This window comes from Tateyamaria omphalii, from assembly GCF_001969365.1.
In the GTDB taxonomy this organism is placed as follows: domain Bacteria; phylum Pseudomonadota; class Alphaproteobacteria; order Rhodobacterales; family Rhodobacteraceae; genus Tateyamaria; species Tateyamaria omphalii_A.
The window spans coordinates 2,373,852-2,399,416 of sequence record NZ_CP019312.1 but is presented as its reverse complement, the minus strand read 5'-3'; the positions used below and the strand labels follow the sequence as shown (position 1 = coordinate 2,399,416).

The window sequence follows — 25,565 nt, the reverse complement described above, 5'->3', positions numbered from 1 at the left end:
CCGTTTAAGCGCCCTCGGGCCGCTTGCCAAGACATTGATATCCGGAGCTGACCCATGCCGTATCGCGCCCCCGTTGATGACTACACCTTTCTCTTTGACCATGTGGTGGGGCTGGACCAGGTCGTGGCGACCGAGCGGTTTGCCGACGCAACACCCGACGTGACGACGGCGATCCTGACGGAAGCGGGCAAGCTCTGCGAAGATGTGATTGCGCCGTTGCAGCGCGCCGGGGACTTGCACCCCGCGCATCTGGAGAATGGCGTCGTGCGCACGTCGCCCGGCTATGCCGAAGGCTACAAGGCCATTGCCGAAGGCGGTTGGGTCGGCATCGCTGCGGACCCCGAATATGGCGGCATGGGCCTGCCCATGACCGTCACGACGGCGGTGAACGAGATGATGTCGGCGGCCTGCCTGTCGCTGCAACTGGCGCCCCTGATGACCCAAGGGCAGATTGAGGCGCTGGAACACCACGCCAGCGACGCCATCAAGGACCTGTACCTGCCCAAGCTGATCTCGGGCGAGTGGACCGGCACCATGAACCTGACCGAGCCTCAAGCCGGATCGGACGTGGGGGCGCTGTCGTCCAAGGCCGAGGACAACGGTGACGGCACCTATGCAATCACAGGGCAGAAGATCTACATCTCGTGGGGCGACAACGACTTTACCGACAACGTGTGCCACCTGGTGCTGGCCCGCCTGCCGGGGGCGCCTGTGGGGACCAAGGGGATTTCGCTGTTTCTGGTGCCGCGCAACCTGCCGGACGACAACGGCAATGCGGGTGTTGCGAACACGCTGAAAGTGGTGAGCCTTGAACATAAGATGGGCCTGCACGGTTCGCCCACCTGCGTGATGCAATATGACGGTGCCAAGGGCTGGATGGTCGGCCCCGAAGGCGGCGGCATGGCGGCGATGTTCACCATGATGAACAACGCGCGCCTTGGCGTCGGCGGGCAGGGCGTAGGGGCCGCCGAAGGCGCCTACCAACATGCGCTCGGCTACGCGCTGGATCGTAAGCAGGGCAAGACCGAGGGCGACACCGGCACCATCATCGACCACGCCGATGTGCGCCGGATGCTGATGACCATGCGCGCCGAAACCTACGCGGCCCGCGGCATCGCGCTGATGTGTGCGGTCGCCATCGACATGACCACGGCCACGGACGACGCCACGTGGAAGTCCCGCGCGGCCCTGCTGACGCCCATCGCCAAGGCGTTCGGCACGGACATCGGCAATGAGGTCGCAGGCATGGGCATCCAGGTCCATGGCGGCATGGGCTTTGTCGAGGAAACGGGCGCGGCGCAGTACGCCCGCGATGTGCGGGTGACGACCATCTACGAAGGCACCAACGGCATTCAGGCGATGGACCTTGTCGCGCGCAAGATGATGGACGGGGGCGAGGCGGCCGCCCGCATCTTTGACGAGATCGAGGCGGCAGCCGAAGCGGCCCGCTCGACCTTCCCCAAGATGGCCGAAGCCGTCTGGCAGGCGAGCGAGACCCTGCGTGAGACGACCGAATGGATGATCGCGCAAAACCACCGCGTCCGCTTTGCCGGCGCCGTGCCCTACTTGCGGGCGTTCGCGCGCGTGCTGGGCGGGCATATCCACCTTGCCTCGGCCCTCAATGACCAGGGCGGGGCGCATGAAAAGGTGGCGCGCTTCTACATCCAGCGGCTCCTGCCCGAACATGACAGCCTGCTTGCGCAGGCGCATGCGGGCGACTACGACGTCTATGCACTGACACCGGAAGAGTTCGCCGCCTGATGAAAGACGACCCGCCCACCGGATTGCGATACCCATGGGCGGAGCCACCGGAGCACGGAACCGCAACGGAAGTGGCCCCCGGCATCCTGTGGATGCGGCTGCCGCTGCCGATGAAGCTGGACCATGTGAACGTCTATGCGCTGGACGATGGCGACGGCTGGACGGTGATCGACACGGGCTTTGCGTCGAAGAAGACGAAAGCCATCTGGCAATCGCTGATGGATGGCCCCTTGGGCGGCAAGCCCATCACCCGCGTCATCGTCACCCATCACCATCCCGATCACGTGGGCCTGGCCGGGTGGCTGCAATCCGACTTTGGCGCAGAACTGATCACCACGCGCACCGCGTGGCTCTTTGCCCGGATGCTGACGCTGGATGTGCAGGAAACCCCGACCGAGGAAACGCTCGCCTTCTACCGCAGCGCCGGGATGGACAAGGCCATATACGACCAGCGCGCGACCGAACGCCCCTTCAACTTTGGTGACATCGTGGCCCCCATGCCGCTGGGCTATACCCGGATCAAGCAGGGCGACACGATCACCATGGGCGGGCGCACATGGGACATCCACATCGGCAACGGTCATGCCCCCGAACACGCGACGTTCTGGAGCCGGAACGACAATATCGTCCTGTCGGGCGATCAGATCCTGCCGTCGATCAGCCCGAACGTTGGCGTCTATGCCACCGAACCCATGGCCGACCCCATCGGCGACTGGTTGGAGGCGTGCGAACGGCTGCGCCTGCTGGCGCAGGACGACCACCTTGTCCTTGGCGGGCACAAGCTGCCCTTCACCGGCCTGCCGACGCGGATGCGCCAGTTGATCGACAACCACCATGGCGCGCTCAAACGGCTGATGGAATACATCGACACGCCCAAGGCGGCCTCCGAATGCTTTGCCCCGCTTTTCAAACGGACCATTGGAGACGGGGAATATGGCCTCGCGCTGGTTGAAGCCGTGGCGCATCTGTCGCACCTTTACCAAGAGGGGCGGGCGACCCGTACCAAACGCGATGATGGCGCATGGATCTACCAGCGCGTCGAATAGGGCCCCGGATACAGAGGCAACGCCATGAACGACGACATCAAGACAGCAGCCGAAGCGGTCGAGGCCGACGCGCTGCCCCGCGCGCATGAGGTGCATTGCGAACCGGGCGTGCGCAACGCCGCGGATCAGCCCGTGCCCAAGGGTGTGTCCAAAACCCCGGCAGAACAGAAAAGCCCGGCGCAATGGGCCTATGAGCGGATCATTCTCTACCTCAAGAATTTCGAAGAAAGCCTTGATAACGAACACGAGGTGGCGTTGGGCTTTACCGGCGGCGACGCAGGCGTGTTGCGAATCGAGGGGATGGGATATTTTCCGCCCGACATCGTGACCTTCTATGGCTCGGATCCTGCCGGGGCCAAGACGCAGGCCATCCAGCATGTGAGCCAGTTGAACGTGATGCTGCGCGCGCTTCCCAAAGCGGTGGAACAGGCCGAACCGCGCCGCATCGGCTTTCGGCTTGCGCAGGATCTCGAAGACGAGTGAAACGCGCCGCAAAGACGCAGTGACAGCCCGCAAAAGATGCGGTATGGCGCGGGCAAGCGAATACGAAAGGGACGTGTTATGGCAGACCATAAAATCGGCGAAATGGATGTTGAAACGCAGGAAAAGACCTTTGACGGGTTCATGTCATGGGTCACGTGGTCTGTGGTTGTGATCCTTGTCCTGCTTGTCGGCATGGCGATCTTTATTTCTTAAGGCGCGCATTTTTCTAGGCGTTTGTGACTGGGGGAGTTCCGGGAATGCGGTTGTTTGCAGCCCTTGTGGCGTGCGGCGTGCTGATCGGGTGTGCGCAGCCGCCGGAAATCCCTTACGCCTCTGACGAGCGGGTCGCCTCGGTTGCCTATCGCGCACCGGGACCCGCGACCATCACCGTCATGACCATGGTCAGCAACCGCAGCGGATCGGGGGCGCATTCCGCGCTTTTGATCAACGGCAGCGAGCGGGTGATCTTTGACCCGGCAGGCTCTTTCGTGAACGACCGCGTGCCCGAACAGGCGGATGTGCTGTATGGCGTGACGCCCGCCGTGTTGCAGGGTTATCGCAGCGCGCATGCCCGCAGCACCTTTCACGTGGTCAGCCAGACAATGGAAGTGACGCCCGAACAGGCCGAGACCGCCTTGCGCCTGGCCAAACGCAACGGACCCGTCGCGCGCGCCTTTTGCACGAATGCGACGACGATGCTGCTGCAGCAGGTGCCGGGTTTCGAGGACACCAAGGTCACCTATTTCCCGACCAAGCTGATGGCGCAGATCGCCACGCGCCCCGGCGTGATCGAGGACAAATATTACGAAGATGACGAAGGCACCATTCTGGACGGTGTCGCGGGGATCGTCCTTTCCGACTGACGCACGCGGTCGCGGGACGTCATGGCGTCAGATCACATAGACCAGCACAACCAGTGTCGCGGCACCCGCGCCAATGGCCGCAAAGACGTTGCGCGTCCACATGCCCACGCCCAGTGTCGCCAGCGCCGCCACGACACGGCTGATGTCGGTGCTGCCATTCTCGCCCGAAAAGACGACCAGTGGCGCCACGAGCGCCGGCAGGATCGCCACGGCAGTATACCGCAGATGCCGCAGCAACCACGCGGGCAGGGGCCGGTCGCCCACAAAGCCCAGAAAGGTAAAGCGCAACAGAAAGCTGCCCACGCCCAGCCCAATGATCACCGTCCACAAGGTCGCGCTGTCACTCATGGTTCCCGTCCCTTGAGCATCAGTTCCGCCTGCGCCCCGGCCATCATCCCCGCAGCTCCAGCGATGATCAGGCCCAGTGAGTAGGGGACAGACACCGCCAGCAGCCCCACGACCACAGCGACAACAGCGGCAATCAGGTGCGGCAGCGTCCGCACCATCGGCGCCACCATCGACAGGAATGCGATGGGCAGCGCGAAATCCAGCGGCAGATCCTGCGGCAGCTGCGTGCCCACAGCCGCGCCCAGATAGCTCATCCAGAACCAGAAGATCAGGACCAGAATGCAGGTGCCGAAATAGTAGGCCATGCGCTGCGGCACGCCCAATTCCGGCTCCGCCTCGAACTTCGCATGGCTCAGGGCATAGCTCTGATCGACCAGCAAGTAGGCCGCAAACACCCGCTGCCACAGCGGCGCGCGGCCCAGGTACGGGGTCAGGGCCGCCGAATACATTGCCACCCGCAGATTCACCGCCAGCGCCGACAGGATCACCACCACCGTCGGTGCGTCATTTGCCATCACCTGCAACGCCGTAAACTGCGCCGCCCCCGCAATAACCACCAGCGAAAAGGTCATCACCTCAAACACGTTCAACCCCGCCTCGGTCGCGAGCACGCCAAAGAGCAGGGCAAACGGGCCAGCCACGAAGACAAACGGTGCGCCGTCGCGCACACCCGCCCAAAAAGCGGATTTGGTGGTGGTGATGGGCATGAGGGGGCCTTAATGTAGTCCGGCAAGATGTAGGCGCTGCCCGGGGAGGATGCAATTGGCACGTGACAGCGACACGACCGGATACCTGATCGCACCCGATCCCGCGGCGCCCCGCCTGACGCGGGCGGTGACCGGCCACGACCACACCGGGGCCGAGACAAAGATCAGCGTGGTCGAAGAACGGCCCCTCACCATCTACCTGAATTCACAGGAAATTGTGACGGCGATGACCATTGGTGACTACCCCGACTATCTGGCGCTCGGCTTCCTGCGCAACCAGCGGATGCTGACGGATGCGGATACGGTCACCCGCGTGGATTATGACGAAGAGCTTGAAACCGTCGTCGTCCGCACGGCCAATCCCACCAATCACGAAGACAAGCTGAAGAAAAAGACCCGAACCAGCGGCTGCGCCGTCGGCACGGTCTTCGGTGACATGATGGAGGGGCTGGAGGACGCGCAACTGCCCGCCGCAGAGGTCCGCACGTCATGGCTCTATGCCCTTTCGGCGGCCATCAACCGCACGCCGTCGCTCTACCTCGAAGCGGGGGCCATCCATGGCACGGTCCTATGCCACCAGACCCAACCGCTGGTCTATATGGAAGACGTGGGCCGCCACAACGCGGTCGACAAGGTCGCAGGCTGGATGCTGCAAAACGGATCCGATCCGGCAGACAAGATCCTTTACACCACCGGCCGCCTCACCTCCGAAATGGTGATCAAGACCGCTCTCATGGGCATCCCCGTCCTCGCCTCCCGCTCCGGCTTCACCGCTTGGGGCGTCGAAATCGCACGCGAGGTCGGTCTGACCTTGATCGGACGCATGCGCGGCCAACGCTTTGTCTGCCTCAGCGGAGAAGAACGGCTGATCCGCGACACCGACCCGGCCAGCATCACCGACGAGCCGCGCAAAAGCGGACGCAAGGGCGCCGCATGATCCCACCTCTGGGCGTGATCCTCGCGGGCGGGCAGGCCACGCGCATGGGCGGCGGCGACAAGGGGCTGCTGCGGGCGGGTGACACGCGGCTGATCGACCACGTGATCGACCGTCTCAGCCCCCAGGTGGCGGGCCTCGCGCTGAACGCCAACGGTGACCCGGACCGCTTTGCCGACCTCAACCTGCCCATCCTCCCCGACAGCATCGACGGCTTCGCAGGCCCCCTTGCAGGGGTCCTCGCGGGCCTCGACTGGGCCGCGACCCTGGGGGCCGACACCATCGTCACCGCCGCCGCCGACACGCCTTTTTTCCCCTGTGACCTCGTCCCACGCCTGCACCTCGCGACCGAAGGTATGGCGCACCCCCTGGCCCTCGCCGCCACGCCTGATCCCAAACGTGGACAGGCCCGACACCCGACCTTCGGCCTCTGGCCTGTGGCCCTGCGCGAGGACCTGCGCACGGCATTGCAAGACGGCCTGCGCAAGGTGGTCCTATGGACCGACACACATGATGGCCGCACAGCGCTCTTCCCGGATGAGGCCGCCTTTTTCAACGTGAACACGCCCGACGATTTGAAGCGGGCAGAGACTATGGCCAAGGACATACAATGAAGATCTACGGCGTCGTGGGCTGGAAAAACGCAGGCAAGACCGGCCTCATGGAACGGCTCGTGACCGAGATCACCGGGCGTGGCATCACCGTCTCGACCGTGAAACACGCCCATCACAGCTTTGACGTCGACCACCCGGGCAAGGACAGCCACCGCCACCGCGTCGCGGGTGCGTCCGAGGTGCTGCTGTCCTCCCGCAACCGGGTGGCACTGATGCAGGAATTACGCGACCAAGACGAACCCACCCTCGACCACCTCCTGACCCGGCTCAGCCCCGTCGATCTGGTGCTGGTCGAAGGGTACAAACGCGACGCACACCCCAAGGTCGAGGCGCACCGGTCCGAGACGGGCAACCCCCTGATCGCTCCCGAAGATCCCACGATCCGCGCCATCGCCAGCGACACCGCGCTGACCATGGACCGCCCGGTGTTCGACCTGAACGACACCAAATCCATCGCCGATTTCATCCTGTCAGAGGTGGGTCTTTGACGTCGTTCGACACCATCCTTGTCGCCGACTGGTCCGCAGGCAAACGCCGCCCCGCAAGGCCCAGCAAGGACGCTATCTGGTTGGGCATCGCACGCAGCGGGGTGGCCGACGCCCCGATCTACTGCCGGTCACGGCAAGAGGCCGAAGCGCAGATCACCCAGATCATCGAAGACGAAGTCGCAGCAGGCCGCCGGTTGCTGCTGACCTTCGACTTCCCATTCGGCTACCCGCGTGGCCTCGCCCGCCAGATCACGGGCAGCGACGATCCCTTCGCCCTCTGGGACTGGATCAGCGCACGCATCACCGACGCCCCGGACGGGTCCAACAACCGTTACGCGGTGGCCGAAGAGATGAACGACAAGTTCGACGGCCCTGGCCCGCTCTGGGGCAAACCCAACCAGACGGACTGGCCCGGTGTGCCCTACCGCAAAGCAGGGATCGTCTACGACACGGTGCCCGAACGCCGCGCCTGCGATCTCGCGGCCAAGGCCGCCTCCAGCTGTTTCCAACTTGCCTTTCCCCCCACCGTCGGCGGTCAAATCCTTATGGGCCTGCCCACGCTCAACCGCCTCCGTGCCCGCCCAAATGTGGCCGTCTGGCCGTTTGAAGACTGGACAGACGCGCCCGTGGTCCTGGCCGAAATCTGGCCCGGCCTCATCGAACCCGCCGTCAAAGCCGCACAAACCGATGCGATCCGCGACGCGGTCCAAGTCCGACTCCTTGCAACCGCCCTCTCGCGCTTGCCTGCTGCAACCTTGCTGGCGTGGATGACCGACCTTCCCGATGCCGCCCGCGAAGAGGCTTGGATTCTGGGTGCAGGTCACAATGCCACTCTCGTTTCATACGCGGAGGACACCGATGCCGCCGCTTAAGAACGACTGTTTCGCCCTGCCGCCCGGCGTGCACTGGACCCCGGTAGACGACGCTTTGGCCGACCTGCGCAGCCGCCTGTCCTGCGTGGTGGGCACCGAAACACTGCCCGTGGCAGGCGCGCTCGACCGCATCCTTGCCGCTGACATCACCGCCCCGCGTGCCCATCCCCCGCTGCCCAACACGGCCGTGGATGGTTACGGTTTCCTTAACGGACGCGGGGAAGGAGACCACCACATCCCGCTTGTCGCGCAACATATGCCCGCCGGAGCGACCCCCGACACAAGTGTCCCCGCGGGGACAGCCATCCGCATCCTGACCGGCGCCGCCTTACCACCGGGCGTCGACACCGTCATCCTGCAAGAGGATGTGGAGCTGCGCGACGGCGCCATCCACTTCAGCGGCCCGATCAAGCAAGGCGCCAACACCCGCAAGGCAGGCGAGGACGTGAACGTTGGCGATGTGATCGCGAAAGCGGGCCGCAAACTGACTGCCGCCGACCTCGCGCTGCTCTCCGCTGTGGGTGTGCAAAATGTCGAAACGCGCCGCCCCTTGCGGGTCGGGATCCTGTCCACGGGCGACGAGTTGGTGCAGCCCGGCGAGGATGCAGGGCCGGGCCAGATCTACGATTCGAACCGGCCGATGCTGCGCGGATTGATCACCCGTTTGGGGCACGTGCCCATCGACCTTGGACCCGTACCCGACGACCGCGACGCCTTGCGCGCGCGGTTGGATGAGGCGGCCACCAAAGCGGATGTGATATTCACCAGTGGCGGCGCATCGGCGGGGGATGCGGACCATGTCTCGGCCTTGTTGAACGAGGCGGGCGCCATGGCGCTCTGGCGCATCGCGATCAAGCCGGGACGGCCACTGGCGTTGGGGATATGGCAAGGCAAGCCGGTGTTCGGGCTGCCGGGCAACCCGGTGGCGGCGATGGTTTGTACGCTGGTCTTTGGCGCGCCTGCGCTGGCCACGCTCGCTGGGGCTGCGTGGGCGGAGCCGGAAGGTTTCATGGTCCCCGCGGCGTTTTCCAAGGCGAAGAAAGCCGGACGGCGCGAGTTCTTGCGGGCGCGGATCCGGGGTGGGCGGGTCGAGGTCTTTGCCTCCGAAGGGTCCGGGCGGATCAGTGGGCTCAGCTGGGCGGAGGGCCTGGTCGAGTTGCCGGACGAGGCGATGAGTGTCGCGCAGGGAGACATGGTGCGTTTCATTCCCTGGGGCGGTTTCGGCGCTTAATCGTGGCAATCGGCGCACAACCGCCTATGTGTCCACGACATGACCCAGGCGCCTGATCCAGAGTACATCATCGTCATCGGCGCATCGGCAGGGGGTCTGAAACCCATGTGCGAGGTACTGAGTGTCCTTCCACGCAATCTGAACGCCCCCGTTGTTGTCGCGATCCACGGCGGCCATCTCAGCCAATTGACCGAGGTTCTGACCCGCACAGCGTCGCTGCCGGTGCAGAAGGCGACGGACGGGCAGGCGCTGGAGCCGGGGGTGATCGCGGTCTGTCCCGGCGGGGAACACACGCGGATCGAGGGCCGCGTGCTCCGGTTGGGCCGCTTGCCTGATGCGGCGCGCTTCCAACCTTCGGTCGATCTGCTATTTCGCAGCGCGGCGGAGCATTACGGGACGGGGACGGTGGCGGTGGTGCTGTCGGGCAACCTGAATGACGGGACTGCAGGGGCCGAGGCCGTCCACCGCGCGGGCGGGGTGCTTCTGGTACAATTGCCGCGCGAGGCGGATTATCCGTCGATGCCTGCGAGCGTTGTGCTGCATGACCATCCTGACGCGATTTTGTTGGCCGAAGATATTGCCCAGCGTCTGTTCGACTCGGTCGGAGCGCGTGGACTGCTGCATGTGCCGCTTTGAGGCGCGGGCCTTTTGCGCCCCGGAGTTGTTTTGACAGGCATCCAGAATTCTTTGGAGAATGTCAAGAAAATCAAATAAAAACAATATCTTAAATCGGAATTGGGTCGAATGCCTGACACGTTGGTGATGGGCCGACGTCACGTCTGCTGGCGGCTGGGATTGTTTGAAAACTGAACCTGATTGGCGCGGGTGAGCCCCGTTTACACCGCAGATTTGACGTCTGTGGCGCCTTTCGGGCTGGAAACAACCCTAGTCGAAGGTACCGGCAACGCGTCCCAAGAGCATGAAGGCGCGAGCGGTGCGGGTATCGCTGAGCGCTGAGATTTCGGCATCTGTGGCCGTTTCTGTGAAGGCTGACACCGTTTGGTCGAAGCGGCGCAGGAAGTGGTGGGCGGCGTCGCGGAAGATCGGGTCCTGTTTCATCCGGCCCGCCGACAGAGCGAGCGAGGACCGGTCGCGGACACCGCCCAAGGCGGCGACGGCACGGCCCCGCGCGCCCTGGGCAAACTGGCGCCAGACCTCGGGCCGGGCGCGGTCGGGGCGCAGGTCGTCCATATAGATGCCGTCCTGGCTGAGCAGGGTCAGAATGTCCTGGGCCGCCTGCACCAGTTGCGCGGTCGTGCGATCCTTCATCGCCTTGCGCAGCGCGGCGAACCCTTCCTCATCTTCGGCGGTTTCGGGGAAGTTGAGGGCGCGGATGAAATCCTCGGCCGCGAGCGGCGGCGCGATGTCTTCGGCGCTGGTGCCGAGAGCGAGCGCGGGCTGGTCGCCCGTTGGTTCGGGCGCGGCCACTTGCTGCGGGGCGGGGGCCTGGTCGCGGCGGCTTTGGAAGGTGGCGAGCGCGCTTTCGGTCTTGCGCGTGGCGGCTGCAATCTCGTCCAGCTTACGGGCGACCGACGGCTCATCGGCCACGTTGCGGCCCTGGTTCTGGGCGATATAGGCCTGCCGGATCGCGTCAATGGCGGTCTGTAGCCGCTGGCTTTCCTCTCGCATCACCTTGCTGGAGCGGGCGGCGGTTGCCGCGACCCAGATCATCGCCACCGGCATGAAGATGGCGAGCATGGTGATCAGAAAGCGCAGGCCCTCGCCCGTGCCCGTCGGATCATCGCCCGCCAGCAGGAAATACGCTGCCGCCCCGACCAGCCAGATGGCGGTCAGGATCAGGGCTGCGATCTCGATCCCCGTGACACCTTCGGCGCTGGGTTTGTCGTAGATGCCCAGAGGGGTGGGGCGCGATTGTGGTTCGGGCTTCTCGGCCATGGCCTCAGCTATAGCTGATTTTCAGGACTTCATAGCCCTTTTCACCGCCGGGTGTCCGCACCTCGACGCTGTCGCCCTCTTCCTTGCCGATCAGCGCCCGCGCGATGGGCGATTTTATGTTCAAAAGGCCCTTTTCGATGTTGGCCTCGTATTCGCCGACGATCTGGTAGGTCTTTTCCTCGTCCGTGTCCTCGTCCACCAGCGTCACGGTGGCGCCGAACTTGATGGCGCCCGACAGCTTGGCCGGGTCGATCACCTCGGCCAGCGAAATGACGCCTTCAAGCTCCTTGATCCGCCCTTCGATGAAGGACTGCTTTTCCTTGGCCGAGTGGTATTCGGCGTTCTCGGACAGGTCGCCATGTTCGCGCGCCTCTGCAATCGCCTTGATGATGGCGGGGCGTTCCTCGGTCTTGAGGTGCTTGAGTTCCGTTTCCAGTGCGGTGGCACCGGCGCGGGTCATCGGGATCTTTTCCATCGGCGTCGTCCTAAGAACATGCGGCGGCCCGCGTTGGAGCCGCCGTTCATTGCGATGGGGATTAACTGACCCAATGAAGCGGGGGATTGCAAGGGGGTATGGGGGCCAGCCCCCGTCGCTGGCGCGACTCCCCCCGGCATATTTTTCGAACAATGAAGGGTTAGTCGTATTGCACCACTTCGAACTCGATATTGTCGGCGTCGTGGAAATAGAAGCGTCGGCCCGGTTCGTAGTCGTGGTGCTGGCCGACCCGGAAGCCGCGGGCGCGGGCCGCCGCCTCGATCCCTTCGAGGTCGTCAGTGACGATGGCGATGTGGTTCAGACCGCCGATGGTGGCGTAGGAGCTTTCATGGCCCTTTGTCGCCGCGTCCTGGGTGTAGAGCGCGAGATAGTGTTTGTCCGTTCCGACGTGGACGGTGCGCCCGACCTCCATCGCGTTGCCGGCCCACCGGATGTGCCAGCCAAAGAGGTCGCACATCCATGCGGCGGTTGTATCGGGATTCGAGACGGTGAGATTGGTGTGTTCGAGCATCGCGGGCATTGTCGGGTCCTTTCTTCATTTGACCTTTCCTTCGGTCGTCGGTGAGGGCATCCTGCGACCTCAAGTCAACTTGAGGTCAAGAGGTTTTTTCATGGCGCCGTCGGACGGGTTGAGCATTGGAGAGATTGCGGAGCGGACCGGTTTGGCGGTCTCGGCGATCCGGTATTACGAAGACGAGGGGCTGGTGGCCCCGTGGCGCAACGCGTCGGGGCGGCGGCGGTTTCAGCGGGCGGACATTCGGCGCCTGAGTTTCATCATGGTTGCCCAGCAGTTCGGGTTCACGCTGGCCCAGATCAAGGCCGAGCTGGATCTGTTGCCCCGCCACCGTGCCCCCAACAAGCGGGACTGGGCGCGCATCAGCACGGAGTTTCGGGACGGTCTGAACGCGCGTATCGCGCGGCTGGAGAAGCTGCGCGATACGCTGGATGGCTGTATCGGGTGTGGGTGTCTGAGTCTGGAGGCTTGCGCGCTGTATAATCCGCGCGATGCCGCAGCCGAGAAGGGGCAAGGGCCGCGATATCTGCTGGGCGATCGCCCGTCAGATGTCACGTCGTGACGTTATTTTGCGTAACGTGTCGTCGTTTCGTGAATTTTTGATAGATTTTTTCATGGGGACAGTTCACCACATTGCGAAAGCCCTATCTAAAGGGTAGCGACGATGAAATTTGCGCGTCACGCGCCGGGAGTAAGAGGGAGCCGCCGGATGGCCGAGATTGAACGCGAAGCGATGGAATATGACGTGGTGATCGTGGGGGCGGGCCCTGCCGGTCTGTCGGCTGCCATTCGCCTCAAGCAGTTGGATGCTGATCTGAATGTCGTGGTCCTTGAGAAGGGATCCGAGGTGGGGGCGCATATTCTTTCGGGCGCGGTGCTGGATCCGGTGGGGCTGGACACATTGATCCCGGATTGGAAAGAGAAGGGCGCGCCGCTGAACGTGCCCGTGAAGGACGACAACTTCTACATGCTGGGGGAGGCGGGGCAGGTTCGTATCCCCAACTTGCCCATGCCGCCGCTGATGAACAACCACGGCAATTACATCGTGTCCATGGGCAATGTGTGCCGCTGGATGGCCGAGCAGGCCGAGGAAATGGGTGTTGAAATCTTTCCCGGCATGGCCTGTTCCGAGTTGGTCTATGGTGACAATGGCGAAGTGAAGGGCGTTGTCGCTGGCGTCTTTGGTCTCGAAGAAGACGGCTCGATTGGCGAGAACACCGAGCCGGGCATGGAACTGCACGGCAAGTATGTCTTCTTGTCCGAAGGTGTGCGTGGGTCGCTGTCGAAAGAGGTCATCGCCAAGTATGACCTGTCAAAGGGCAAGGAGCCGCAGAAATACGGCCTGGGCATGAAAGAGATCTGGGAGATTGATCCCGAGAAGCACCGCGAGGGTTCGGTCACCCACACGATGGGCTGGCCGCTGGAATCCAATGCAGGGGGTGGGTCGTTCATCTATCACCTTGAGAACAATCAGGTTTACGTGGGTTTTGTGGTCCATTTGAACTACAAGAACCCGCATCTGTTCCCCTACATGGAGTTCCAGCGCTTCAAGCATCATCCGATGGTGGCGGACCTGCTGAAGGGCGGGAAGCGCGTGGCTTACGGTGCGCGCGCCATTTCCGAGGGGGGCTACCAGTCGATGCCGAAGATGGTGGCGCCCGGTGTGGCGCTGCTGGGGTGTTCGGTGGGCATGGTCAATGTGCCACGCATCAAGGGCAATCATAACGCGATGCTTTCAGGTATTCACGCAGCCGAAGCCGCGTTTGTCGCGATCAATGAGGGCCGCGCGGGTGACGAGCTGGACGGCTACGAAGCGCTGGTGCGCACCGGGCCCATCGGCAAGGACCTGAAGAAGGTGCGCAATGTAAAACCGATCTGGTCGAAATACGGGTTGACGGCAAGCCTCGTGCTGGGTGGTCTGGACATGTGGACCAACACGATGGGCTTTTCGCTGTTCGGTACCGTGGGACACGGCAAGAACGACGCTGATGCGACCGAAGAGGCATCAAAGCACAAGCCGATCGACTATCCCAAGCCTGATGGCACGCTGTCCTTTGACCGGCTGACCAACGTGTCCTTCAGCTTTACCAATCACGAGGAAAGCCAACCTGCGCATTTGAAGCTCATGGATGCCGCGATCCCGGTGGCGCAGAACCTGCCGAAATATGCGGGCCCGTCGGCGCGCTATTGCCCTGCGGGGGTCTATGAGTTTGTGGAGGAGGAGGGCAAGGACACGCGCTTTGTCATCAACTTCCAGAACTGCGTGCACTGCAAGACCTGTGACATCAAGGATCCGGCCCAGAACATCAACTGGACCACGCCGCAGGGCGGAGACGGGCCGAACTATCCGAACATGTGACGCGGCGCGATCTGCCAGATGACGAAGAAAACGCCGGGCCGCATAGCCCGGCCTTTTTTATGGCGTGCATTTGCTGACCATTTCGCGAGGTCGGATTGCACATATGCCCAGACGTGCTAGCCTTTAACGCAAACAGAGAAAAGGCAGTGCACCCCTTGATCAGATCGCTTTTGTCCAGTGTCGCCCTCGCCGCCGTCTTGGCGACCGCTCCGCATGTTGCGCCCGCCCAATCGGTGGCGGGGGCCTACCTCGCCGGGCGCCAGGCGGCGATCACGAGCGATTTTGAGGCGGCCGCACGCTACTACACCGCAGCCTTGGCGCGTGATCCCGGCAATGTCGAACTGATGGAAGATGCTGTCATTGCCCAAATGGCGATGGGCCGCATTGATCGAGCCCTGCCCATCGCACAACAGATCGAAGCGAGCGAGGCGCGCAGCCAGGCCGCGCACATGATCATCATCGCCGATATACTGGCGCAGGAGGATTACGAAGGCTACCTCGCACGCGACGTTGACACCCAGGGGATCGGCCCGCTGGTCGATGGCCTTTTGAACGCCTGGGCGCTGGTGGGTGCCGACCGCGTGGACGAGGCGATGGCTGGTTTTGACGCGGTGTCCGAGCAGCGCGGCGTGCGCGGATTTGCCATGTATCACAAGGCGATGGCGCTGGCGGGACTGGGCCGGTTCGAAGAAGCGAGCGAGATTTTTGAAAGCGAAGGGTCGGGCCCGCTGCAACAGACGCGTCGGGGGGCCATGGCGCGGGCCGAAGTTCTGTCGCAACTTGGCCGGAACGACGAGGCGGCGGCCTCGCTCGAGGCGGCGTTCGGCACGGTGACGGACCCGGAACTGGATGCGATGCACCTGGCGCTTGAGGCGGGGGAGACGCTGGCCTTTACCCATATCACGTCTGCCCGCGATGGGATGGCAGAGGTTTTCTATTCCCTTGCGGGGGCCTTGAGGCAGGATGCAGGGGCAGATTACACGCTGCTCTATGGTCGCCTTGCCCGTCATCTGCGCCCCGATCATGTGGATGCGCTGCTGCTGAATGCGGACCTGTTGGAAACGCTGGAACAATACGATCTGGCAAATGCCACCTACAAACAGGTGCCTGCAGATCATCCGGCCTTCCACGCCGCTGAATTGGGCCGGGCGGCGGCCCTGCGCGAATCCGGCAAGCCCGATGCGGCGATTGAGGTGCTGGAGCAGTTGGCCAAGCGCTTTGGCGATCTGCCCCTTGTCCATTCCACGCTGGGCGATGTGCTGCGCCAGCAGAGCCGGTTTGAGGAGGCGGTCGCCGCCTATGAGCGGGCGCTGGATCTGACGGATCCCGAGGCGCGGGGCGCTTGGTTCCTGCACTATGCCCGCGCGATTTCCTATGAACGGTTGAAGGAATGGCCGCAGGCCGAGGCGGATTTCCGTCGCGCGCTGGAACTGAACCCCGGTCAGCCGCAGGTGCTGAACTACCTTGGGTATTCGTTGGTCGAGAAGCAGATCAAGCTGGACGAGGCGCTGGCCATGATCGAGGAGGCCGTCGCGGCCAGCCCTGACAGCGGTTACATCGTCGACAGTCTGGGCTGGGTTCTTTACCGGCTCGGCCGCTACGAAGAAGCGGTGGAGCATATGGAGCGCGCAGTCGAGCTGATGCCCGTTGATCCGGTTGTCAATGATCATCTGGGCGATGTGTATTGGGCTGTGGGTCGCGAGCGTGAGGCACGGTTCCAGTGGATGCGCGCGCTGAGTTTTGTCGATCCTGCCGATACCGATGGAGAGGCGGACCCGGACCGGATGCGCCGCAAGTTGGAGGTCGGCCTGGATGCCGTGCTGGCCGAAGAAGGTGCGGATCCCCTGCGGGTGGCGAATGACGATTGAGGCCTTTGCGCCCGCCAAGATCAACCTGACCCTGCATGTAACCGGCCAGCGGAGTGATGGCTACCATCTGCTTGATTCGCTTGTGGTTTTTGCGGATGTTGGGGATCGGTTGCGGTTTGAACCCGCGCCGTCGATGGCGCTGGATGTATCAGGGCCATTTTCGGTTGGTGTGCCGACGGACCGGCGCAATCTGGTCTGGCGTGCGGCCGTGTTGGCGGGCGTGACCGGTCGCTTTCATTTGGAAAAGAATCTGCCGCACGGGGCGGGGATCGGTGGTGGGTCTTCGGACGCGGCTGCGGTGCTGCGCCTGTTGGGGGCGGAGGCGCATGCGCTGGCCCTTGGGGCGGATGTGCCGGTGTGTTTGTTGGATGTGCCGCAGCGGATGCGCGGGATCGGTGAGGATGTGAGGCCGTTGGGCGGTGTTCCGGGGCTGGATCTGGTGCTGGTCAATCCCGGTGTGCACGTGCCAACGCCGGAGGTGTTCAAGCGGTTGCGGCAGAAGGACAATCCGGCGATGGAGGGTCGGCTAGGCTGGCCGGATCGTGCGGCCTTTGTGGAATGGCTGCGCGGCCAGCGGAACGATTTGCAGGCGCCTGCCGCGTCCGGGAACCCGGCCATATCCGCGGCGCTGGCGTCACTGCATGGGGCCGAGATTGCACGCATGTCTGGGTCGGGTTCGACCTGTTTCGGGCTCTACGCTGATGCCAAGGCGGCGCGGACGGCGGCGGACAGCGTTGCGGCCAGGCAGCCGCGGTGGTGGGTGCGTGCCGTCAGGACGATTGGCGCCTAGTTGATCCTTTCGACCACGTAGTCCGCCAGATCGATCAGCATGTCGCGCAGATCGTGCCCCGGCAGGGTGCCGAGCGATGCTTTGGCCTTGTGCGCCCAAGCAATGGCGTCCTGTTTCGTGGCCTCAAGCGCGCCGTGTTTGTGTAGGAGCGACAGGGCGTGGTCGAGGTCGCCGTCCTCTTGCCTGCCCTTCTCGATGGTGCGCGACCAGAACGCACGCTCTTCGGCGCCCGCCTTGGCCACCGCCTTGATGACCGGCAGCGTCAGTTTGCGTTCGCGGAAATCGTCGCCCACATTCTTGCCCGTCGCCGCCGATTGCCCCTGATAGTCCAAGAGATCATCCACGATCTGGAAGGCGATGCCGAGCGCGTCGCCATAGTCGAAGAGCGCTTGGGTCGCCGCCGCGTCTTTGCCTGCGATCACCCCGCCCACTTCCATGGCGGCGGAGAACAGCGCCGCCGTCTTGCCGCGCACCACTTGCAGGTAGATGGCCTCGTCTGTGGCCAGGTCCTGGGCTGCTGTCATTTGCAGCACTTCACCTTCGGCGATGGTGGCGGCGGCGTCGGACAGGATGCGCAGGACGCTCATGTTGCCTGTTTCGGTCATCAGCTGAAAGGAGCGGGCGAAGAGGTAGTCGCCCACCAGCACCGAGGACTTGTTGTCCCAGAGCAGGTTCGCCGTGGGCCGTCCGCGCCGCTGGGCGCTTTCATCCACCACGTCGTCATGCAGCAGGGTCGCGGTGTGGATGAATTCGACCGTGGCGGCGAGGTGCACGTGATAGGGGCCATCGTAGCCGCAGAGCCGAGCGGAGGCGAGGGTCAGCATGGGCCGCAGCCGCTTGCCGCCGGCTTCGACCAGGTGGCGCGTCACCTCGGGAATGCGGGGTGCATGTTCGGAGGCCATACGGTCCCGAATAAGGGCATTCACCCCCTCCAGATCATCTGCCAGATCGGCCGCCAAACGATCATGCGGCTTTGCGATTGTGGACGCGTCCATCACTTTCCCCATTGCACCCCTCGACAGCTAGGCCGGTGTGCCCCTACATCCATGATATGAAGGAACTTTTGCGCACGACTGACCCGACGATCATCGCCTTTGCCTCGGCCCTTCTTGAGGGCGAGGATATAGACTGCTTTCAAATGGACGTAAATATGAGCATCCTTGAGGGTGGGATTGGCATTTTCCCCCGGCGCCTGATGGTGCGGACGGATGATTATGACGCGGCCCTGCGGGTGATGACGGACAATGACATCGACCTTGGACGCTGATCTGACGCATGACGCGTTTCTGGGCGGGCGGCTGCATCTGTGGCAGCCGCGTGCGGGGTATCGGGCTGGGGTGGACCCGGTGCTGCTGGCGGCCTCCGTGCCTGCGAAATCAGGACAGGCGGTGCTTGACCTGGGCTGTGGTGTGGGCACTGCGGCCTTGTGTTTGGGCGCCCGGGTACCGGGGCTTGCGCTGGTTGGGGTCGAGAGGCAGCGCGATTATGCCGCACTGGCCGCGCGCAATGGGCTGGAGACGTTTGCCGCTGATCTGACGGATTTGCCAGACGCGGTACGATACCGTTCGTTCGACCATGTGCTGGCCAATCCGCCCTTTTTCGACCGGGATTCCGGGCACGTGGCGGCGGATCAGGGGCGCGAGGCGGGCCGTGGGGCGGAAACGCCCATTGCCGCCTGGATCGACGCGGCGGCGCGGCGGTTGCGGCACAAGGGCTATCTGCACATGATCCACCGGGCCGAGCGCGTGCCAGACCTGCTGGCCGGGGCCCACGGCCGCCTTGGCAGCCCAGAGATCTGGCCGCTTTGTCCACGGGTCGGAAAACCGGCAGAGCTGGTGATTTTCCGGGCGCGCAAGGACGGGCGCGCAGATTTTAGGCTGCATTTTCCGATCATTTTACACGAAGGCGCCCGGCACGAGCGGGATGGCGAAAGCTATACGCCTGAAATCCAAGCGATTTTGCGCGCAGGGGCGGCTCTACACCTTTAACGGGAAGTTAACCGTTCCTACATTTAGCTTATCCACATGCTGCGCCTGCGGCGTGACTTGTACGCAAAGCTGTGCTTGGCTGTGGGGGCAACTTTATCAGCAAGGAGGACCCGTATGAGCGTGACCGCCCATCTCGAAGAGTTGAAAAAGAAGCATCAGAACCTGAGCGAACAGGTTGATATGGCCCAACGATCGCCAGGCATTGATCAGATGCAAGTGGCCACCATGAAGAAGCAGAAGCTGAAGCTGAAAGAAGAGATTACCCGACTTTCGAGTTGAGGGTCCCCTTCAGGCTGGCGCGGGCTGCCAGCAGTGCTCCGCCCGTGATCAGGAGCGCCGCAAGCGCCAATGACCACGTTGGTACAGCCACGCCAGCCACCACCAGGACCACCGTCGACAGAAGTGGCGCGGCATAGGACGCGGTGCCGAGCATCTGTATGTCGCCGCGCTTTACCCCGATGTCCCAGACGTAGAACGCAAGGCCAACGGGGCCAAGCCCCAGCAGGATCGCGCTGAGCCAGCCCAGCTGTCCTGCGGGCCAAACCGTATTTTCCAGCGTCAGGTGGAAGGGCACAGACAGCGCGGCGCTGGCGATGCAAAACACGGCGACGGATGCGGTGGGCACGGTGCCAAAGCGCCGCGACAGAACGGAATAGCTGGACCAGGTGAGCGCGCAGGCCATGGCCAAAAAGTAGCCGGGCAGGGCATTGGGATTGAACCCGGCGGACCCGCCCGTGATGATCAGCGCAGCCCCTGCAAATCCGATCAACGCGCCTATGATGTGGCCGGATCGCAGTGTTTCCCCCGGTAAGAGGCCGGAGAACAGCACGATCAGCAGTGGCCAGAGATAGGCGATCAAGCTCGCTTCGGCGGCGGGCGCGAGGCGCAGGGCCGAAAAATAGAGCGCGTGGTAGCCAAACAGGCCCAGCGTACCCATGACGTAGACATGGAGCGGGACAGCGCGCAGTTGGTCGAGCCCGCCACTATATGCGGTCCAGACCAACCCCAGCGTGCCGCCGATTGCAAAGCAGATGGCGTTCAGCAGAAATGGCGGCGTCGGCGCGGACCCCACGGTCAGCAGCGCCAGCACGCCCCATAGAAGCACGGCAACAAAGCCGATGAGCGTGGCGGTGCGGCGGGTCATCATGCGGCTTGAAAGTCCGAGGAAGGCTTGCGGATCATGCGGTTGGTGATGTGGCTGGTCTTGGCGATTTCGGTCAAGATCCAGTCGCGGAAGGCGGCGATTTGGGGGCGGTTTTCCGCCCCTTCGGAGCAGAGGAAACGGAAGCGGACCCCGGTGTCGAGCGCATATGGGAACGGCGCCACCAGCCGCCCGTCATCCAGGTCCTTGACCACGAATGCCCGGCGCCCGAGCACCACGCCAACACCGGCCAGCGCGGCATCGAGGGCGTGGTCCGCCTGGCTGAACCGGGGGCCCGCCTTTGGTTCGAAATCCATCCCCATCATGCGGAACCATGTGTCCCATTCGCTGGCGGGTTTGAGGAAAGAAATGCTGTCGTCAAAGATCAGCGTGGCGTCGCGCAGGCTTTCCGGCGTCGGGTATTTTGCGGCCATCTCGGGCGTCATAACGGGGCACACCCATTCCTGGGCAAGCGGCATGGAATAGACCCCGTCGTCCGTGCCGGGGCCGAAACGGATGGCGACATCGACCTCGTCGCGGCTGAGATCACATAGTTTGAGTGTCGCGGAAAAGCGCAGCTCGATCTCTGGATGGGCTTGCGCAAATTCGTAGAGGCGGGGCGCGAGCCACTTGGCGGTGAAGGCCGGACCCGCCGTAACCGTCAGTGTTTCATTGTTCAATGTGCGTTCGGCGGCGCGCCAGGCGGTGGCGAGGGTTTGGAACCCGTCGGCCATGCCGGGGGCCATGGCGCGGCCTGCTTCGGTCAGTTCCACCGCGCGGTTGAGGCGGCGGAACACTTGGGTGCCCAGATGTTCCTCGAGCGATTTGATCTGGAAACTGAGGGCAGCGGGCGTGACATTCAATTCCTCTGCCGCCTTGGCAAAGGACATGTGCCGTGCGGCGGCATCAAAGGCGCGCAGGGCGGTGAGAGGGGGCAGGCGGTCCGGCATCTTCGCTTAAATACAGCTTAAGTGAACCTATGGAAAGTCTCGTTTGTCGGCTGGCGGATAACGGCGCATATTCAGATCAATTCAGAAACACTGATCCAAAGGATACCGCCCATGTTCGAGACATCCGCACACCCCGCCATCCGCCAAGGTCTGGAACGCGCCCACGCAGAGCGCGGCGCCGCATTGGCGGGTGCCTGGACCTGGCTGTTCGGGAGCAAGACTTCCCGCTGATGGGCGCGCGCCATCTTACGGGATAAAGGAAGGGCCGGTGCAGCGACGCACCGGCCCTTTTTTGTCGAAAATGGCTGTGCACAACCTGTGCACCGAACGTGCACAGACCGTACACCGTTTTGTCACACGAAGAACTGCGCGCCGTTGGCCGAGATGGTCGAGCCGTTGATGAAGCCCGAATCGTCCGATGCCAGGAACACCACGCAGCGTGCGATTTCTTCCGGTTCGCCCAGACGGCCCGCAGGGATTTGTGCGATGATGCTTTCACGCACTTTTTCGGGCACGGCCATGACCATGTCCGTCCCGATATAGCCCGGGCAGATCGCGTTGGCGGTGATGCCAGCGCGCGCGCCTTCCTGCGCCAGCGATTTGACGATGCCCAGATCACCTGCCTTGGTCGCAGCATAGTTCACCTGCGCGAACTGGCCCTTTTGTCCGTTGATCGACGAGATCACGATGACGCGGCCGAACTTGCGCTCGCGCATGCCGGGCCAGAGCGGGTGGACGGTGTTGAACACGCCGGTGAGGTTCGTGTCGATGACCTGGTGCCATTGCTCAGGCGTCATCTTGTGGAAGGGCGCGTCGCGGGTGATGCCCGCGTTTGCGACGACCACGTCGATGGGGCCGAGATCGGATTCGACCTGTGCGAGGCCCGCTTTCGATTCGTCGTAATCGGCCACGTTCCACTTGTAGGTTTTGATGCCGGTTTCGTCCGTGAACTTCGCGGCGGCTTCGTCATTGCCCGCATATGTGGCGGCGACGGCATAGCCTGCGTCTTTCAGGGCTTTGGAAATGGCTTCGCCGATACCGCGGCTACCGCCGGTGACGAGGGCTACACGGGACATGGGGAGACTCCTTCTGGGGTGTGTTTCGCATTGTTTCGCTCAAATGCGGGTTGAGCGCAACATTATTACGCGCCTACTTTGGTGTTAGGTCAGGTCGTGTCGAAAAAGAATAGGCGGCGCGGGGATGCGCCGCCTTGATTTGCGTCAGCCGCAGCGGCGGATCAGTCGCGCTCGAGGCACATGGCGACACCCATGCCGCCACCGATGCAGAGCGTGGCGAGGCCCTTTTTCGCGTCGCGGCGCTTCATCTCGAACAGCAGGGTGTTGAGGATGCGGGCGCCCGAGGCGCCGATGGGGTGGCCGATTGCGATGGCGCCGCCGTTCACGTTCACGATCGCCGGGTCCCAACCCATGTCCTTGTTCACGGCGCAGGCTTGCGCGGCGAAGGCTTCGTTGGCTTCGACAAGGTCGAGGTCTTCGGGTTTCCACCCGGCTTTTTCCAGTGCCTTGCGGCTGGCATAGATCGGGCCCACGCCCATGATGGACGGGTCGAGGCCGACGGTGGCGTAGCTGGCGATGCGCGCCAGCGGTTCGATCCCGCGTTTTTCTGCGTTTTCGGCGCTCATCAGCAGGGCCGCGGCGGCGCCGTCGTTCAGGCCGGAGGCGTTGGCGGCGGTGACCGACCCGTCCTTGGTGAAGGCGGGGCGCAGCTTGGCCATCGCTTCCATTGTGGCGCCGTGGCGGATGTATTCATCGGCGTCGACGATGGTGTCGCCCTTGCGGCCCTTGACGGTGAAGGCGGTGATTTCGTCTGCGAACTTGCCGGCCTTTTGCGCGGCTTCGGCCTTGTTTTGCGATGCAACGGCAAATTCGTCCTGCGTGTCGCGGGTGATTTGCCACTGATCGGCAACATTCTCTGCCGTCTGGCCCATGTGGTAGCCGTTGAAGGCGTCCCACAGACCGTCGCGGATCATCGTGTCGATGTATTTCATGTCGCCCATCTTGTGACCGGCGCGCAGGGCGGCGGCGTGGGGCGAGAGGGTCATGTTTTCCTGGCCACCGGCGGCCACGATATCGGCGTCACCCAGCGCGATGTGCTGGGCACCCAGCGCCACGGCGCGCAGGCCGGAGCCGCAGACCTGGTTGATGGACCAGGCCGCGCTTTCCTTGGGGAGCCCGGCGTTGATATGCGCCTGGCGGGCCGGGTTCTGGCCCTGGGCGGCTGTCAGCACCTGGCCGAGGATGGTTTCAGAGACGTCGGATTTGTCGATCCCTGCGCGCTCCACCACCGCTTCGAGCACGGTTGCGCCAAGGTCATGGGCGGGGGTGTTGGCGAAAGAGCCACCAAAGCTGCCAACGGCAGTGCGGGCGGCTGAAGCGATGACGATGTTGGTCATGGGGGTCGGGTCCTCTGTCAGTTACCTTGAGGACCACTCCGAGACTTTGCACGTCCAAGGGCGCTTCACGCCGGTGCGGGCCTCAGAATGATCCCGCGTCGCGTGTGGACGTACCGGATTCGCCGCTGTGCGGCAACTGACGTTATGTCTCAGGCCTGTTGGCCTGCGCGTTTTGCTGCTGGCTGTTTGTCCATCAGCCAATTGGGCCGGACCTGTGGCGCCTGGAAATAGAAGCCCTGCAAACAGTCGGCCCCCAATTGCGTGAGCATTTCTACATCTTCGGCGCGTTCGACCCCTTCGGCGACGACGAGCATGTCGAAATGGTGCCCGATCTGGATAATCGCCGCGGTCAGTGCCTGCGTGTCCGGGTCGCCCGCGATCCCGTGGCAAAATTCCATGTCGATCTTGAGGACGTCAAAGAAGAAATCCTTGAAATACCGCAGTGCCGTGTATCCCGCACCAAAATCGTCGAGTGCAAAGCAGATGCCGCGGCTGCTGAGACGGTCCATGAAGTCAACGACCAGTTCCGGCTGGTCCATGGCCGACCCTTCGGTGATTTCGAGGATCAGGCGTTCACCGACGCTGGCATCCTTTTTCAGCCAGCGGTTCATCGTTTGCATCCAGCTTTGGTAGCCGATGGAGCGGGCGGACATATTGATGGACAGGCGGATATCGGGATGTTCGTGCAGTGTCCGCAGCCCCATGTTCAGGGCCACGACATCAATCTCGCGCCCCAATTCCGCACGTTCGACGACGGGCATGAAATCCTTGGCCGGGATGATGCGGCCCGTGTCGTCCATGACCCGAATGAGCCCCTCGTAAAATCCGACGCGGCGCTGGTCGTTTGCAATCACGACAGGCTGGAAGGCAAGGAGTGTCTGCTTATGCTTGACGGCCTGTTCGACCATGGACAGCGTGCTGCGGTCGCGGGCCGATACGGCGGCGTTCAATGGGTTTTCGGCACCCGCAGGTACGTTTTGGAACCGTTTATTCTTCATGGGCTGGCAGCGACCCTTGTGTTCGAAATCTATGGTCACCTTTGCGTTAAAGCCGTAAAAGCAGTCTTAATGTTTGCATTTTGTTCTAATTTTATCGGTTAACCAAGACGGGGGTGCGCATGGTGGAAAGGTGTGGATGGGAGGGGCAGGCCCCGGACTACGTCGCCTATCACGACACGGAATGGGGCGTGCCGGAATACGATCCGCGCGCGCTGTGGGAAAAGCTGATCCTTGACGGGTTTCAGGCAGGGCTGAGTTGGATCACGATCCTGCGGAAACGCGAGGCGTTCCGCGCGGCCTTTGCTGGTTTTGATCCGATCGTTGTGGCCACATGGGGCGAGGCGGACGTGCAGCGGTTGCTGGGTGATCCGGGCATCATCCGCCACCGGGGCAAGATCGAGGCGACGATCACCAATGCCCGCGCCTATCTTGAGGTTAACGCGGCGGTGGGGTTCGATAAATTTCTATGGAACTATGTGGACGGTCGCCCGCTTCAGACCAACTTTTCCAGCCGCGATCAGGTGCCGCCCAAGACGACGCTGAGCGAACAGGTGTCCAAGGACCTGCGTGCGAAGGGCTTCAAATTCGTGGGGCCGACGATTGTTTATGCGTTCATGGAAGCGTCTGGGCTGGTCAACGATCATATCACACCCTGTTTTCGCCATGCGGACTGCGCCGCGATGGGTCGTCGGACCGACAGTGCGCAGTAGTCGTTGACACTGCGGATTCGGCGCGTATAAGCGCGGCTTCATTGGTGTTGGTGGCCCGCGCGAGCGGATCCCTGTCGTCCCGGCCACATCCGGGA

Annotated in this window: 30 protein-coding genes; 19 read left to right on the top strand and 11 right to left on the bottom strand. The window is 63.3% G+C overall.

Going from position 1 to position 25,565, the window contains the following annotated elements; all coding sequences use genetic code 11:
• The first annotated feature begins 54 nt into the window (after positions 1 to 54).
• The 5 genes from BWR18_RS11895 to BWR18_RS11875 all read left to right on the top strand — a co-directional run bounded on the left by BWR18_RS11895 (position 55) and on the right by BWR18_RS11875 (position 4,153).
• A complete protein-coding gene (locus BWR18_RS11895) occupies positions 55 to 1,761 on the top strand; it encodes an acyl-CoA dehydrogenase (protein ID WP_076628490.1) in 1,707 nt (568 codons plus the stop codon).
• Positions 1,761 to 2,807 carry an MBL fold metallo-hydrolase gene (locus BWR18_RS11890; protein ID WP_076628488.1) on the top strand — a complete coding sequence of 349 codons (1,047 nt, stop codon included), beginning with the start codon at positions 1,761 to 1,763 and terminating at the stop codon, positions 2,805 to 2,807. The genes BWR18_RS11895 and BWR18_RS11890 overlap by 1 nt, the downstream gene beginning before the upstream one ends.
• Before the next feature lie 24 nt (positions 2,808 to 2,831).
• On the top strand, positions 2,832 to 3,290 hold the full coding sequence (locus BWR18_RS11885) for a DUF6173 family protein (protein ID WP_076628487.1): 459 nt from the start codon (positions 2,832 to 2,834) through the stop codon (positions 3,288 to 3,290).
• A gap of 78 nt (positions 3,291 to 3,368) precedes the next feature.
• Positions 3,369 to 3,503, top strand: coding sequence for an aa3-type cytochrome c oxidase subunit IV (locus tag BWR18_RS11880; protein ID WP_076628485.1), 135 nt, complete (start codon positions 3,369 to 3,371; stop codon positions 3,501 to 3,503).
• A gap of 44 nt (positions 3,504 to 3,547) precedes the next feature.
• The gene (locus BWR18_RS11875; RefSeq protein WP_076628483.1) at positions 3,548 to 4,153 is read left to right on the top strand and encodes a hypothetical protein; all 606 of its coding nucleotides are present in this window, start codon (positions 3,548 to 3,550) and stop codon (positions 4,151 to 4,153) included.
• Positions 4,154 to 4,180: 27 nt separating this feature from the next.
• Here the strand turns inward: BWR18_RS11875 and BWR18_RS11870 are convergent, their stop codons facing one another.
• Complete coding sequence (locus BWR18_RS11870) at positions 4,181 to 4,501, bottom strand: AzlD domain-containing protein (protein ID WP_076628481.1); 321 nt, start codon at positions 4,499 to 4,501, stop codon at positions 4,181 to 4,183.
• Complete coding sequence (locus BWR18_RS11865; protein WP_076628479.1) at positions 4,498 to 5,208, bottom strand: AzlC family ABC transporter permease; 711 nt, start codon at positions 5,206 to 5,208, stop codon at positions 4,498 to 4,500. The genes BWR18_RS11870 and BWR18_RS11865 overlap by 4 nt, the downstream gene beginning before the upstream one ends.
• Before the next feature lie 49 nt (positions 5,209 to 5,257).
• On the opposite strand from BWR18_RS11865, the gene BWR18_RS11860 reads away from it, so the two are divergent.
• The 6 genes from BWR18_RS11860 to BWR18_RS11835 are packed head-to-tail and all read left to right on the top strand — an operon-like array spanning position 5,258 to position 9,983.
• Positions 5,258 to 6,145: a formate dehydrogenase accessory sulfurtransferase FdhD gene (locus tag BWR18_RS11860; RefSeq protein WP_076628478.1), complete on the top strand. Its 888-nt coding sequence runs from the start codon at positions 5,258 to 5,260 to the stop codon at positions 6,143 to 6,145.
• Positions 6,142 to 6,756, top strand: a complete 615-nt coding sequence (gene mobA, locus BWR18_RS11855; protein WP_076628476.1) for a molybdenum cofactor guanylyltransferase MobA — start codon at positions 6,142 to 6,144, stop codon at positions 6,754 to 6,756. Before BWR18_RS11860 ends, mobA begins: the two co-directional genes overlap by 4 nt.
• Positions 6,753 to 7,244, top strand: a complete 492-nt coding sequence (mobB, locus tag BWR18_RS11850; RefSeq protein WP_076628474.1) for a molybdopterin-guanine dinucleotide biosynthesis protein B — start codon at positions 6,753 to 6,755, stop codon at positions 7,242 to 7,244. The genes mobA and mobB overlap by 4 nt, the downstream gene beginning before the upstream one ends.
• Positions 7,241 to 8,116: a hypothetical protein gene (locus BWR18_RS22405; protein ID WP_076628473.1), complete on the top strand. Its 876-nt coding sequence runs from the start codon at positions 7,241 to 7,243 to the stop codon at positions 8,114 to 8,116. Before mobB ends, BWR18_RS22405 begins: the two co-directional genes overlap by 4 nt.
• Positions 8,103 to 9,347 (top strand): molybdopterin-binding protein, encoded by a 1,245-nt coding sequence (locus BWR18_RS22400; protein ID WP_076628471.1) that lies wholly within the window; start codon positions 8,103 to 8,105, stop codon positions 9,345 to 9,347. Before BWR18_RS22405 ends, BWR18_RS22400 begins: the two co-directional genes overlap by 14 nt.
• A 39-nt stretch (positions 9,348 to 9,386) precedes the next feature.
• Positions 9,387 to 9,983 carry a chemotaxis protein CheB gene (locus tag BWR18_RS11835; protein ID WP_076628469.1) on the top strand — a complete coding sequence of 199 codons (597 nt, stop codon included), beginning with the start codon at positions 9,387 to 9,389 and terminating at the stop codon, positions 9,981 to 9,983.
• Positions 9,984 to 10,232: 249 nt separating this feature from the next.
• Here BWR18_RS11835 and BWR18_RS11830 read toward each other — a convergent pair whose 3' ends face one another.
• The 3 genes from BWR18_RS11830 to BWR18_RS11820 form a co-directional block, all read right to left on the bottom strand.
• On the bottom strand, positions 10,233 to 11,243 hold the full coding sequence (locus BWR18_RS11830; protein WP_083957693.1) for a hypothetical protein: 1,011 nt from the start codon (positions 11,241 to 11,243) through the stop codon (positions 10,233 to 10,235).
• Between the two features lie 4 nt (positions 11,244 to 11,247).
• Positions 11,248 to 11,718 carry a transcription elongation factor GreA gene (greA, locus tag BWR18_RS11825; RefSeq protein ID WP_076628466.1) on the bottom strand — a complete coding sequence of 157 codons (471 nt, stop codon included), beginning with the start codon at positions 11,716 to 11,718 and terminating at the stop codon, positions 11,248 to 11,250.
• A gap of 160 nt (positions 11,719 to 11,878) precedes the next feature.
• Positions 11,879 to 12,259, bottom strand: coding sequence for a VOC family protein (locus BWR18_RS11820; protein ID WP_076628464.1), 381 nt, complete (start codon positions 12,257 to 12,259; stop codon positions 11,879 to 11,881).
• A 91-nt stretch (positions 12,260 to 12,350) separates the two neighbouring features.
• On the opposite strand from BWR18_RS11820, the gene soxR reads away from it, so the two are divergent.
• From soxR to BWR18_RS11800, 4 genes are all read left to right on the top strand, one after another.
• Positions 12,351 to 12,815, top strand: coding sequence for a redox-sensitive transcriptional activator SoxR (soxR, locus tag BWR18_RS11815; protein WP_076628462.1), 465 nt, complete (start codon positions 12,351 to 12,353; stop codon positions 12,813 to 12,815).
• A gap of 147 nt (positions 12,816 to 12,962) precedes the next feature.
• Positions 12,963 to 14,612 (top strand): electron transfer flavoprotein-ubiquinone oxidoreductase, encoded by a 1,650-nt coding sequence (locus tag BWR18_RS11810; RefSeq protein ID WP_076628460.1) that lies wholly within the window; start codon positions 12,963 to 12,965, stop codon positions 14,610 to 14,612.
• 158 nt (positions 14,613 to 14,770) lie between these two features.
• Positions 14,771 to 16,480: a tetratricopeptide repeat protein gene (locus BWR18_RS11805; protein WP_076630282.1), complete on the top strand. Its 1,710-nt coding sequence runs from the start codon at positions 14,771 to 14,773 to the stop codon at positions 16,478 to 16,480.
• Positions 16,470 to 17,270: a 4-(cytidine 5'-diphospho)-2-C-methyl-D-erythritol kinase gene (locus tag BWR18_RS11800; RefSeq protein WP_076628458.1), complete on the top strand. Its 801-nt coding sequence runs from the start codon at positions 16,470 to 16,472 to the stop codon at positions 17,268 to 17,270. Before BWR18_RS11805 ends, BWR18_RS11800 begins: the two co-directional genes overlap by 11 nt.
• Here the strand turns inward: BWR18_RS11800 and BWR18_RS11795 are convergent.
• Positions 17,267 to 18,265 (bottom strand): polyprenyl synthetase family protein, encoded by a 999-nt coding sequence (locus tag BWR18_RS11795; protein ID WP_076628457.1) that lies wholly within the window; start codon positions 18,263 to 18,265, stop codon positions 17,267 to 17,269. The two genes, BWR18_RS11800 and BWR18_RS11795, sit on opposite strands and share 4 nt — an antisense overlap.
• A 56-nt stretch (positions 18,266 to 18,321) precedes the next feature.
• Between BWR18_RS11795 and BWR18_RS11790 the strand changes: the two genes are divergently transcribed.
• The 3 genes from BWR18_RS11790 to BWR18_RS11780 all read left to right on the top strand — a co-directional run bounded on the left by BWR18_RS11790 (position 18,322) and on the right by BWR18_RS11780 (position 19,537).
• Positions 18,322 to 18,537: a putative signal transducing protein gene (locus tag BWR18_RS11790; RefSeq protein ID WP_076630281.1), complete on the top strand. Its 216-nt coding sequence runs from the start codon at positions 18,322 to 18,324 to the stop codon at positions 18,535 to 18,537.
• Positions 18,515 to 19,258 (top strand): tRNA1(Val) (adenine(37)-N6)-methyltransferase, encoded by a 744-nt coding sequence (locus BWR18_RS11785; RefSeq protein ID WP_076628455.1) that lies wholly within the window; start codon positions 18,515 to 18,517, stop codon positions 19,256 to 19,258. Before BWR18_RS11790 ends, BWR18_RS11785 begins: the two co-directional genes overlap by 23 nt.
• 114 nt (positions 19,259 to 19,372) lie before the next feature.
• Positions 19,373 to 19,537, top strand: a complete 165-nt coding sequence (locus BWR18_RS11780) for a YdcH family protein (RefSeq protein ID WP_076630279.1) — start codon at positions 19,373 to 19,375, stop codon at positions 19,535 to 19,537.
• On the opposite strand, the gene yddG is transcribed toward BWR18_RS11780, so the two are convergent.
• The 5 genes from yddG to BWR18_RS11755 all read right to left on the bottom strand — a co-directional run bounded on the left by yddG (position 19,518) and on the right by BWR18_RS11755 (position 24,760).
• A complete protein-coding gene (gene yddG / locus BWR18_RS11775; RefSeq protein ID WP_076630280.1) occupies positions 19,518 to 20,402 on the bottom strand; it encodes an aromatic amino acid exporter YddG in 885 nt (294 codons plus the stop codon). The two genes, BWR18_RS11780 and yddG, sit on opposite strands and share 20 nt — an antisense overlap.
• On the bottom strand, positions 20,402 to 21,349 hold the full coding sequence (locus BWR18_RS11770; RefSeq protein ID WP_076628453.1) for a transcriptional regulator GcvA: 948 nt from the start codon (positions 21,347 to 21,349) through the stop codon (positions 20,402 to 20,404). The genes yddG and BWR18_RS11770 overlap by 1 nt, the downstream gene beginning before the upstream one ends.
• Before the next feature lie 353 nt (positions 21,350 to 21,702).
• Entirely contained in the window at positions 21,703 to 22,425 is a 723-nt protein-coding gene (gene phbB, locus BWR18_RS11765) for an acetoacetyl-CoA reductase (protein WP_076628452.1), read from the bottom strand.
• Positions 22,426 to 22,586: 161 nt separating this feature from the next.
• Positions 22,587 to 23,762: an acetyl-CoA C-acetyltransferase gene (locus tag BWR18_RS11760; RefSeq protein ID WP_076628450.1), complete on the bottom strand. Its 1,176-nt coding sequence runs from the start codon at positions 23,760 to 23,762 to the stop codon at positions 22,587 to 22,589.
• 149 nt (positions 23,763 to 23,911) lie between these two features.
• Positions 23,912 to 24,760 (bottom strand): EAL domain-containing protein, encoded by an 849-nt coding sequence (locus BWR18_RS11755; protein ID WP_076628448.1) that lies wholly within the window; start codon positions 24,758 to 24,760, stop codon positions 23,912 to 23,914.
• Between the two features lie 119 nt (positions 24,761 to 24,879).
• Here BWR18_RS11755 and BWR18_RS11750 point away from each other — a divergent pair, with 119 nt between their 5' ends.
• Complete coding sequence (locus BWR18_RS11750) at positions 24,880 to 25,470, top strand: DNA-3-methyladenine glycosylase I (protein ID WP_157598731.1); 591 nt, start codon at positions 24,880 to 24,882, stop codon at positions 25,468 to 25,470.
• Positions 25,471 to 25,565: the final 95 nt, after the last annotated feature.

What these genes read in the sequence shown, in the direction of transcription:
- BWR18_RS11890 (WP_076628488.1), top strand. Translation starts at nt 1,761, where the DNA reads ATGAAAGACGACCCGCCCACCGGATTGCGATACCCATGGGCGGAGCCA.
- BWR18_RS11770 (WP_076628453.1), bottom strand. Translation starts at nt 21,349, where the DNA reads ATGCCGGACCGCCTGCCCCCTCTCACCGCCCTGCGCGCCTTTGATGCC.
- greA (WP_076628466.1), bottom strand. Translation starts at nt 11,718, where the DNA reads ATGGAAAAGATCCCGATGACCCGCGCCGGTGCCACCGCACTGGAAACG.
- BWR18_RS11835 (WP_076628469.1), top strand. Translation starts at nt 9,387, where the DNA reads ATGACCCAGGCGCCTGATCCAGAGTACATCATCGTCATCGGCGCATCG.
- yddG (WP_076630280.1), bottom strand. Translation starts at nt 20,402, where the DNA reads ATGACCCGCCGCACCGCCACGCTCATCGGCTTTGTTGCCGTGCTTCTA.
- BWR18_RS11865 (WP_076628479.1), bottom strand. Translation starts at nt 5,208, where the DNA reads ATGCCCATCACCACCACCAAATCCGCTTTTTGGGCGGGTGTGCGCGAC.
- soxR (WP_076628462.1), top strand. Translation starts at nt 12,351, where the DNA reads ATGGCGCCGTCGGACGGGTTGAGCATTGGAGAGATTGCGGAGCGGACC.
- BWR18_RS11800 (WP_076628458.1), top strand. Translation starts at nt 16,470, where the DNA reads ATGACGATTGAGGCCTTTGCGCCCGCCAAGATCAACCTGACCCTGCAT.
- BWR18_RS22400 (WP_076628471.1), top strand. Translation starts at nt 8,103, where the DNA reads ATGCCGCCGCTTAAGAACGACTGTTTCGCCCTGCCGCCCGGCGTGCAC.
- BWR18_RS11885 (WP_076628487.1), top strand. Translation starts at nt 2,832, where the DNA reads ATGAACGACGACATCAAGACAGCAGCCGAAGCGGTCGAGGCCGACGCG.
- BWR18_RS11790 (WP_076630281.1), top strand. Translation starts at nt 18,322, where the DNA reads ATGAAGGAACTTTTGCGCACGACTGACCCGACGATCATCGCCTTTGCC.
- BWR18_RS11830 (WP_083957693.1), bottom strand. Translation starts at nt 11,243, where the DNA reads ATGGCCGAGAAGCCCGAACCACAATCGCGCCCCACCCCTCTGGGCATC.
- BWR18_RS11820 (WP_076628464.1), bottom strand. Translation starts at nt 12,259, where the DNA reads ATGCCCGCGATGCTCGAACACACCAATCTCACCGTCTCGAATCCCGAT.
- BWR18_RS11860 (WP_076628478.1), top strand. Translation starts at nt 5,258, where the DNA reads ATGCAATTGGCACGTGACAGCGACACGACCGGATACCTGATCGCACCC.
- mobA (WP_076628476.1), top strand. Translation starts at nt 6,142, where the DNA reads ATGATCCCACCTCTGGGCGTGATCCTCGCGGGCGGGCAGGCCACGCGC.
- BWR18_RS11760 (WP_076628450.1), bottom strand. Translation starts at nt 23,762, where the DNA reads ATGACCAACATCGTCATCGCTTCAGCCGCCCGCACTGCCGTTGGCAGC.
- phbB (WP_076628452.1), bottom strand. Translation starts at nt 22,425, where the DNA reads ATGTCCCGTGTAGCCCTCGTCACCGGCGGTAGCCGCGGTATCGGCGAA.
- BWR18_RS11895 (WP_076628490.1), top strand. Translation starts at nt 55, where the DNA reads ATGCCGTATCGCGCCCCCGTTGATGACTACACCTTTCTCTTTGACCAT.
- BWR18_RS11785 (WP_076628455.1), top strand. Translation starts at nt 18,515, where the DNA reads ATGACATCGACCTTGGACGCTGATCTGACGCATGACGCGTTTCTGGGC.
- BWR18_RS11875 (WP_076628483.1), top strand. Translation starts at nt 3,548, where the DNA reads ATGCGGTTGTTTGCAGCCCTTGTGGCGTGCGGCGTGCTGATCGGGTGT.
- BWR18_RS11755 (WP_076628448.1), bottom strand. Translation starts at nt 24,760, where the DNA reads ATGAAGAATAAACGGTTCCAAAACGTACCTGCGGGTGCCGAAAACCCA.
- BWR18_RS11795 (WP_076628457.1), bottom strand. Translation starts at nt 18,265, where the DNA reads ATGGACGCGTCCACAATCGCAAAGCCGCATGATCGTTTGGCGGCCGAT.
- BWR18_RS11750 (WP_157598731.1), top strand. Translation starts at nt 24,880, where the DNA reads ATGGTGGAAAGGTGTGGATGGGAGGGGCAGGCCCCGGACTACGTCGCC.
- BWR18_RS11780 (WP_076630279.1), top strand. Translation starts at nt 19,373, where the DNA reads ATGAGCGTGACCGCCCATCTCGAAGAGTTGAAAAAGAAGCATCAGAAC.
- BWR18_RS11880 (WP_076628485.1), top strand. Translation starts at nt 3,369, where the DNA reads ATGGCAGACCATAAAATCGGCGAAATGGATGTTGAAACGCAGGAAAAG.
- BWR18_RS11810 (WP_076628460.1), top strand. Translation starts at nt 12,963, where the DNA reads ATGGCCGAGATTGAACGCGAAGCGATGGAATATGACGTGGTGATCGTG.
- mobB (WP_076628474.1), top strand. Translation starts at nt 6,753, where the DNA reads ATGAAGATCTACGGCGTCGTGGGCTGGAAAAACGCAGGCAAGACCGGC.
- BWR18_RS11870 (WP_076628481.1), bottom strand. Translation starts at nt 4,501, where the DNA reads ATGAGTGACAGCGCGACCTTGTGGACGGTGATCATTGGGCTGGGCGTG.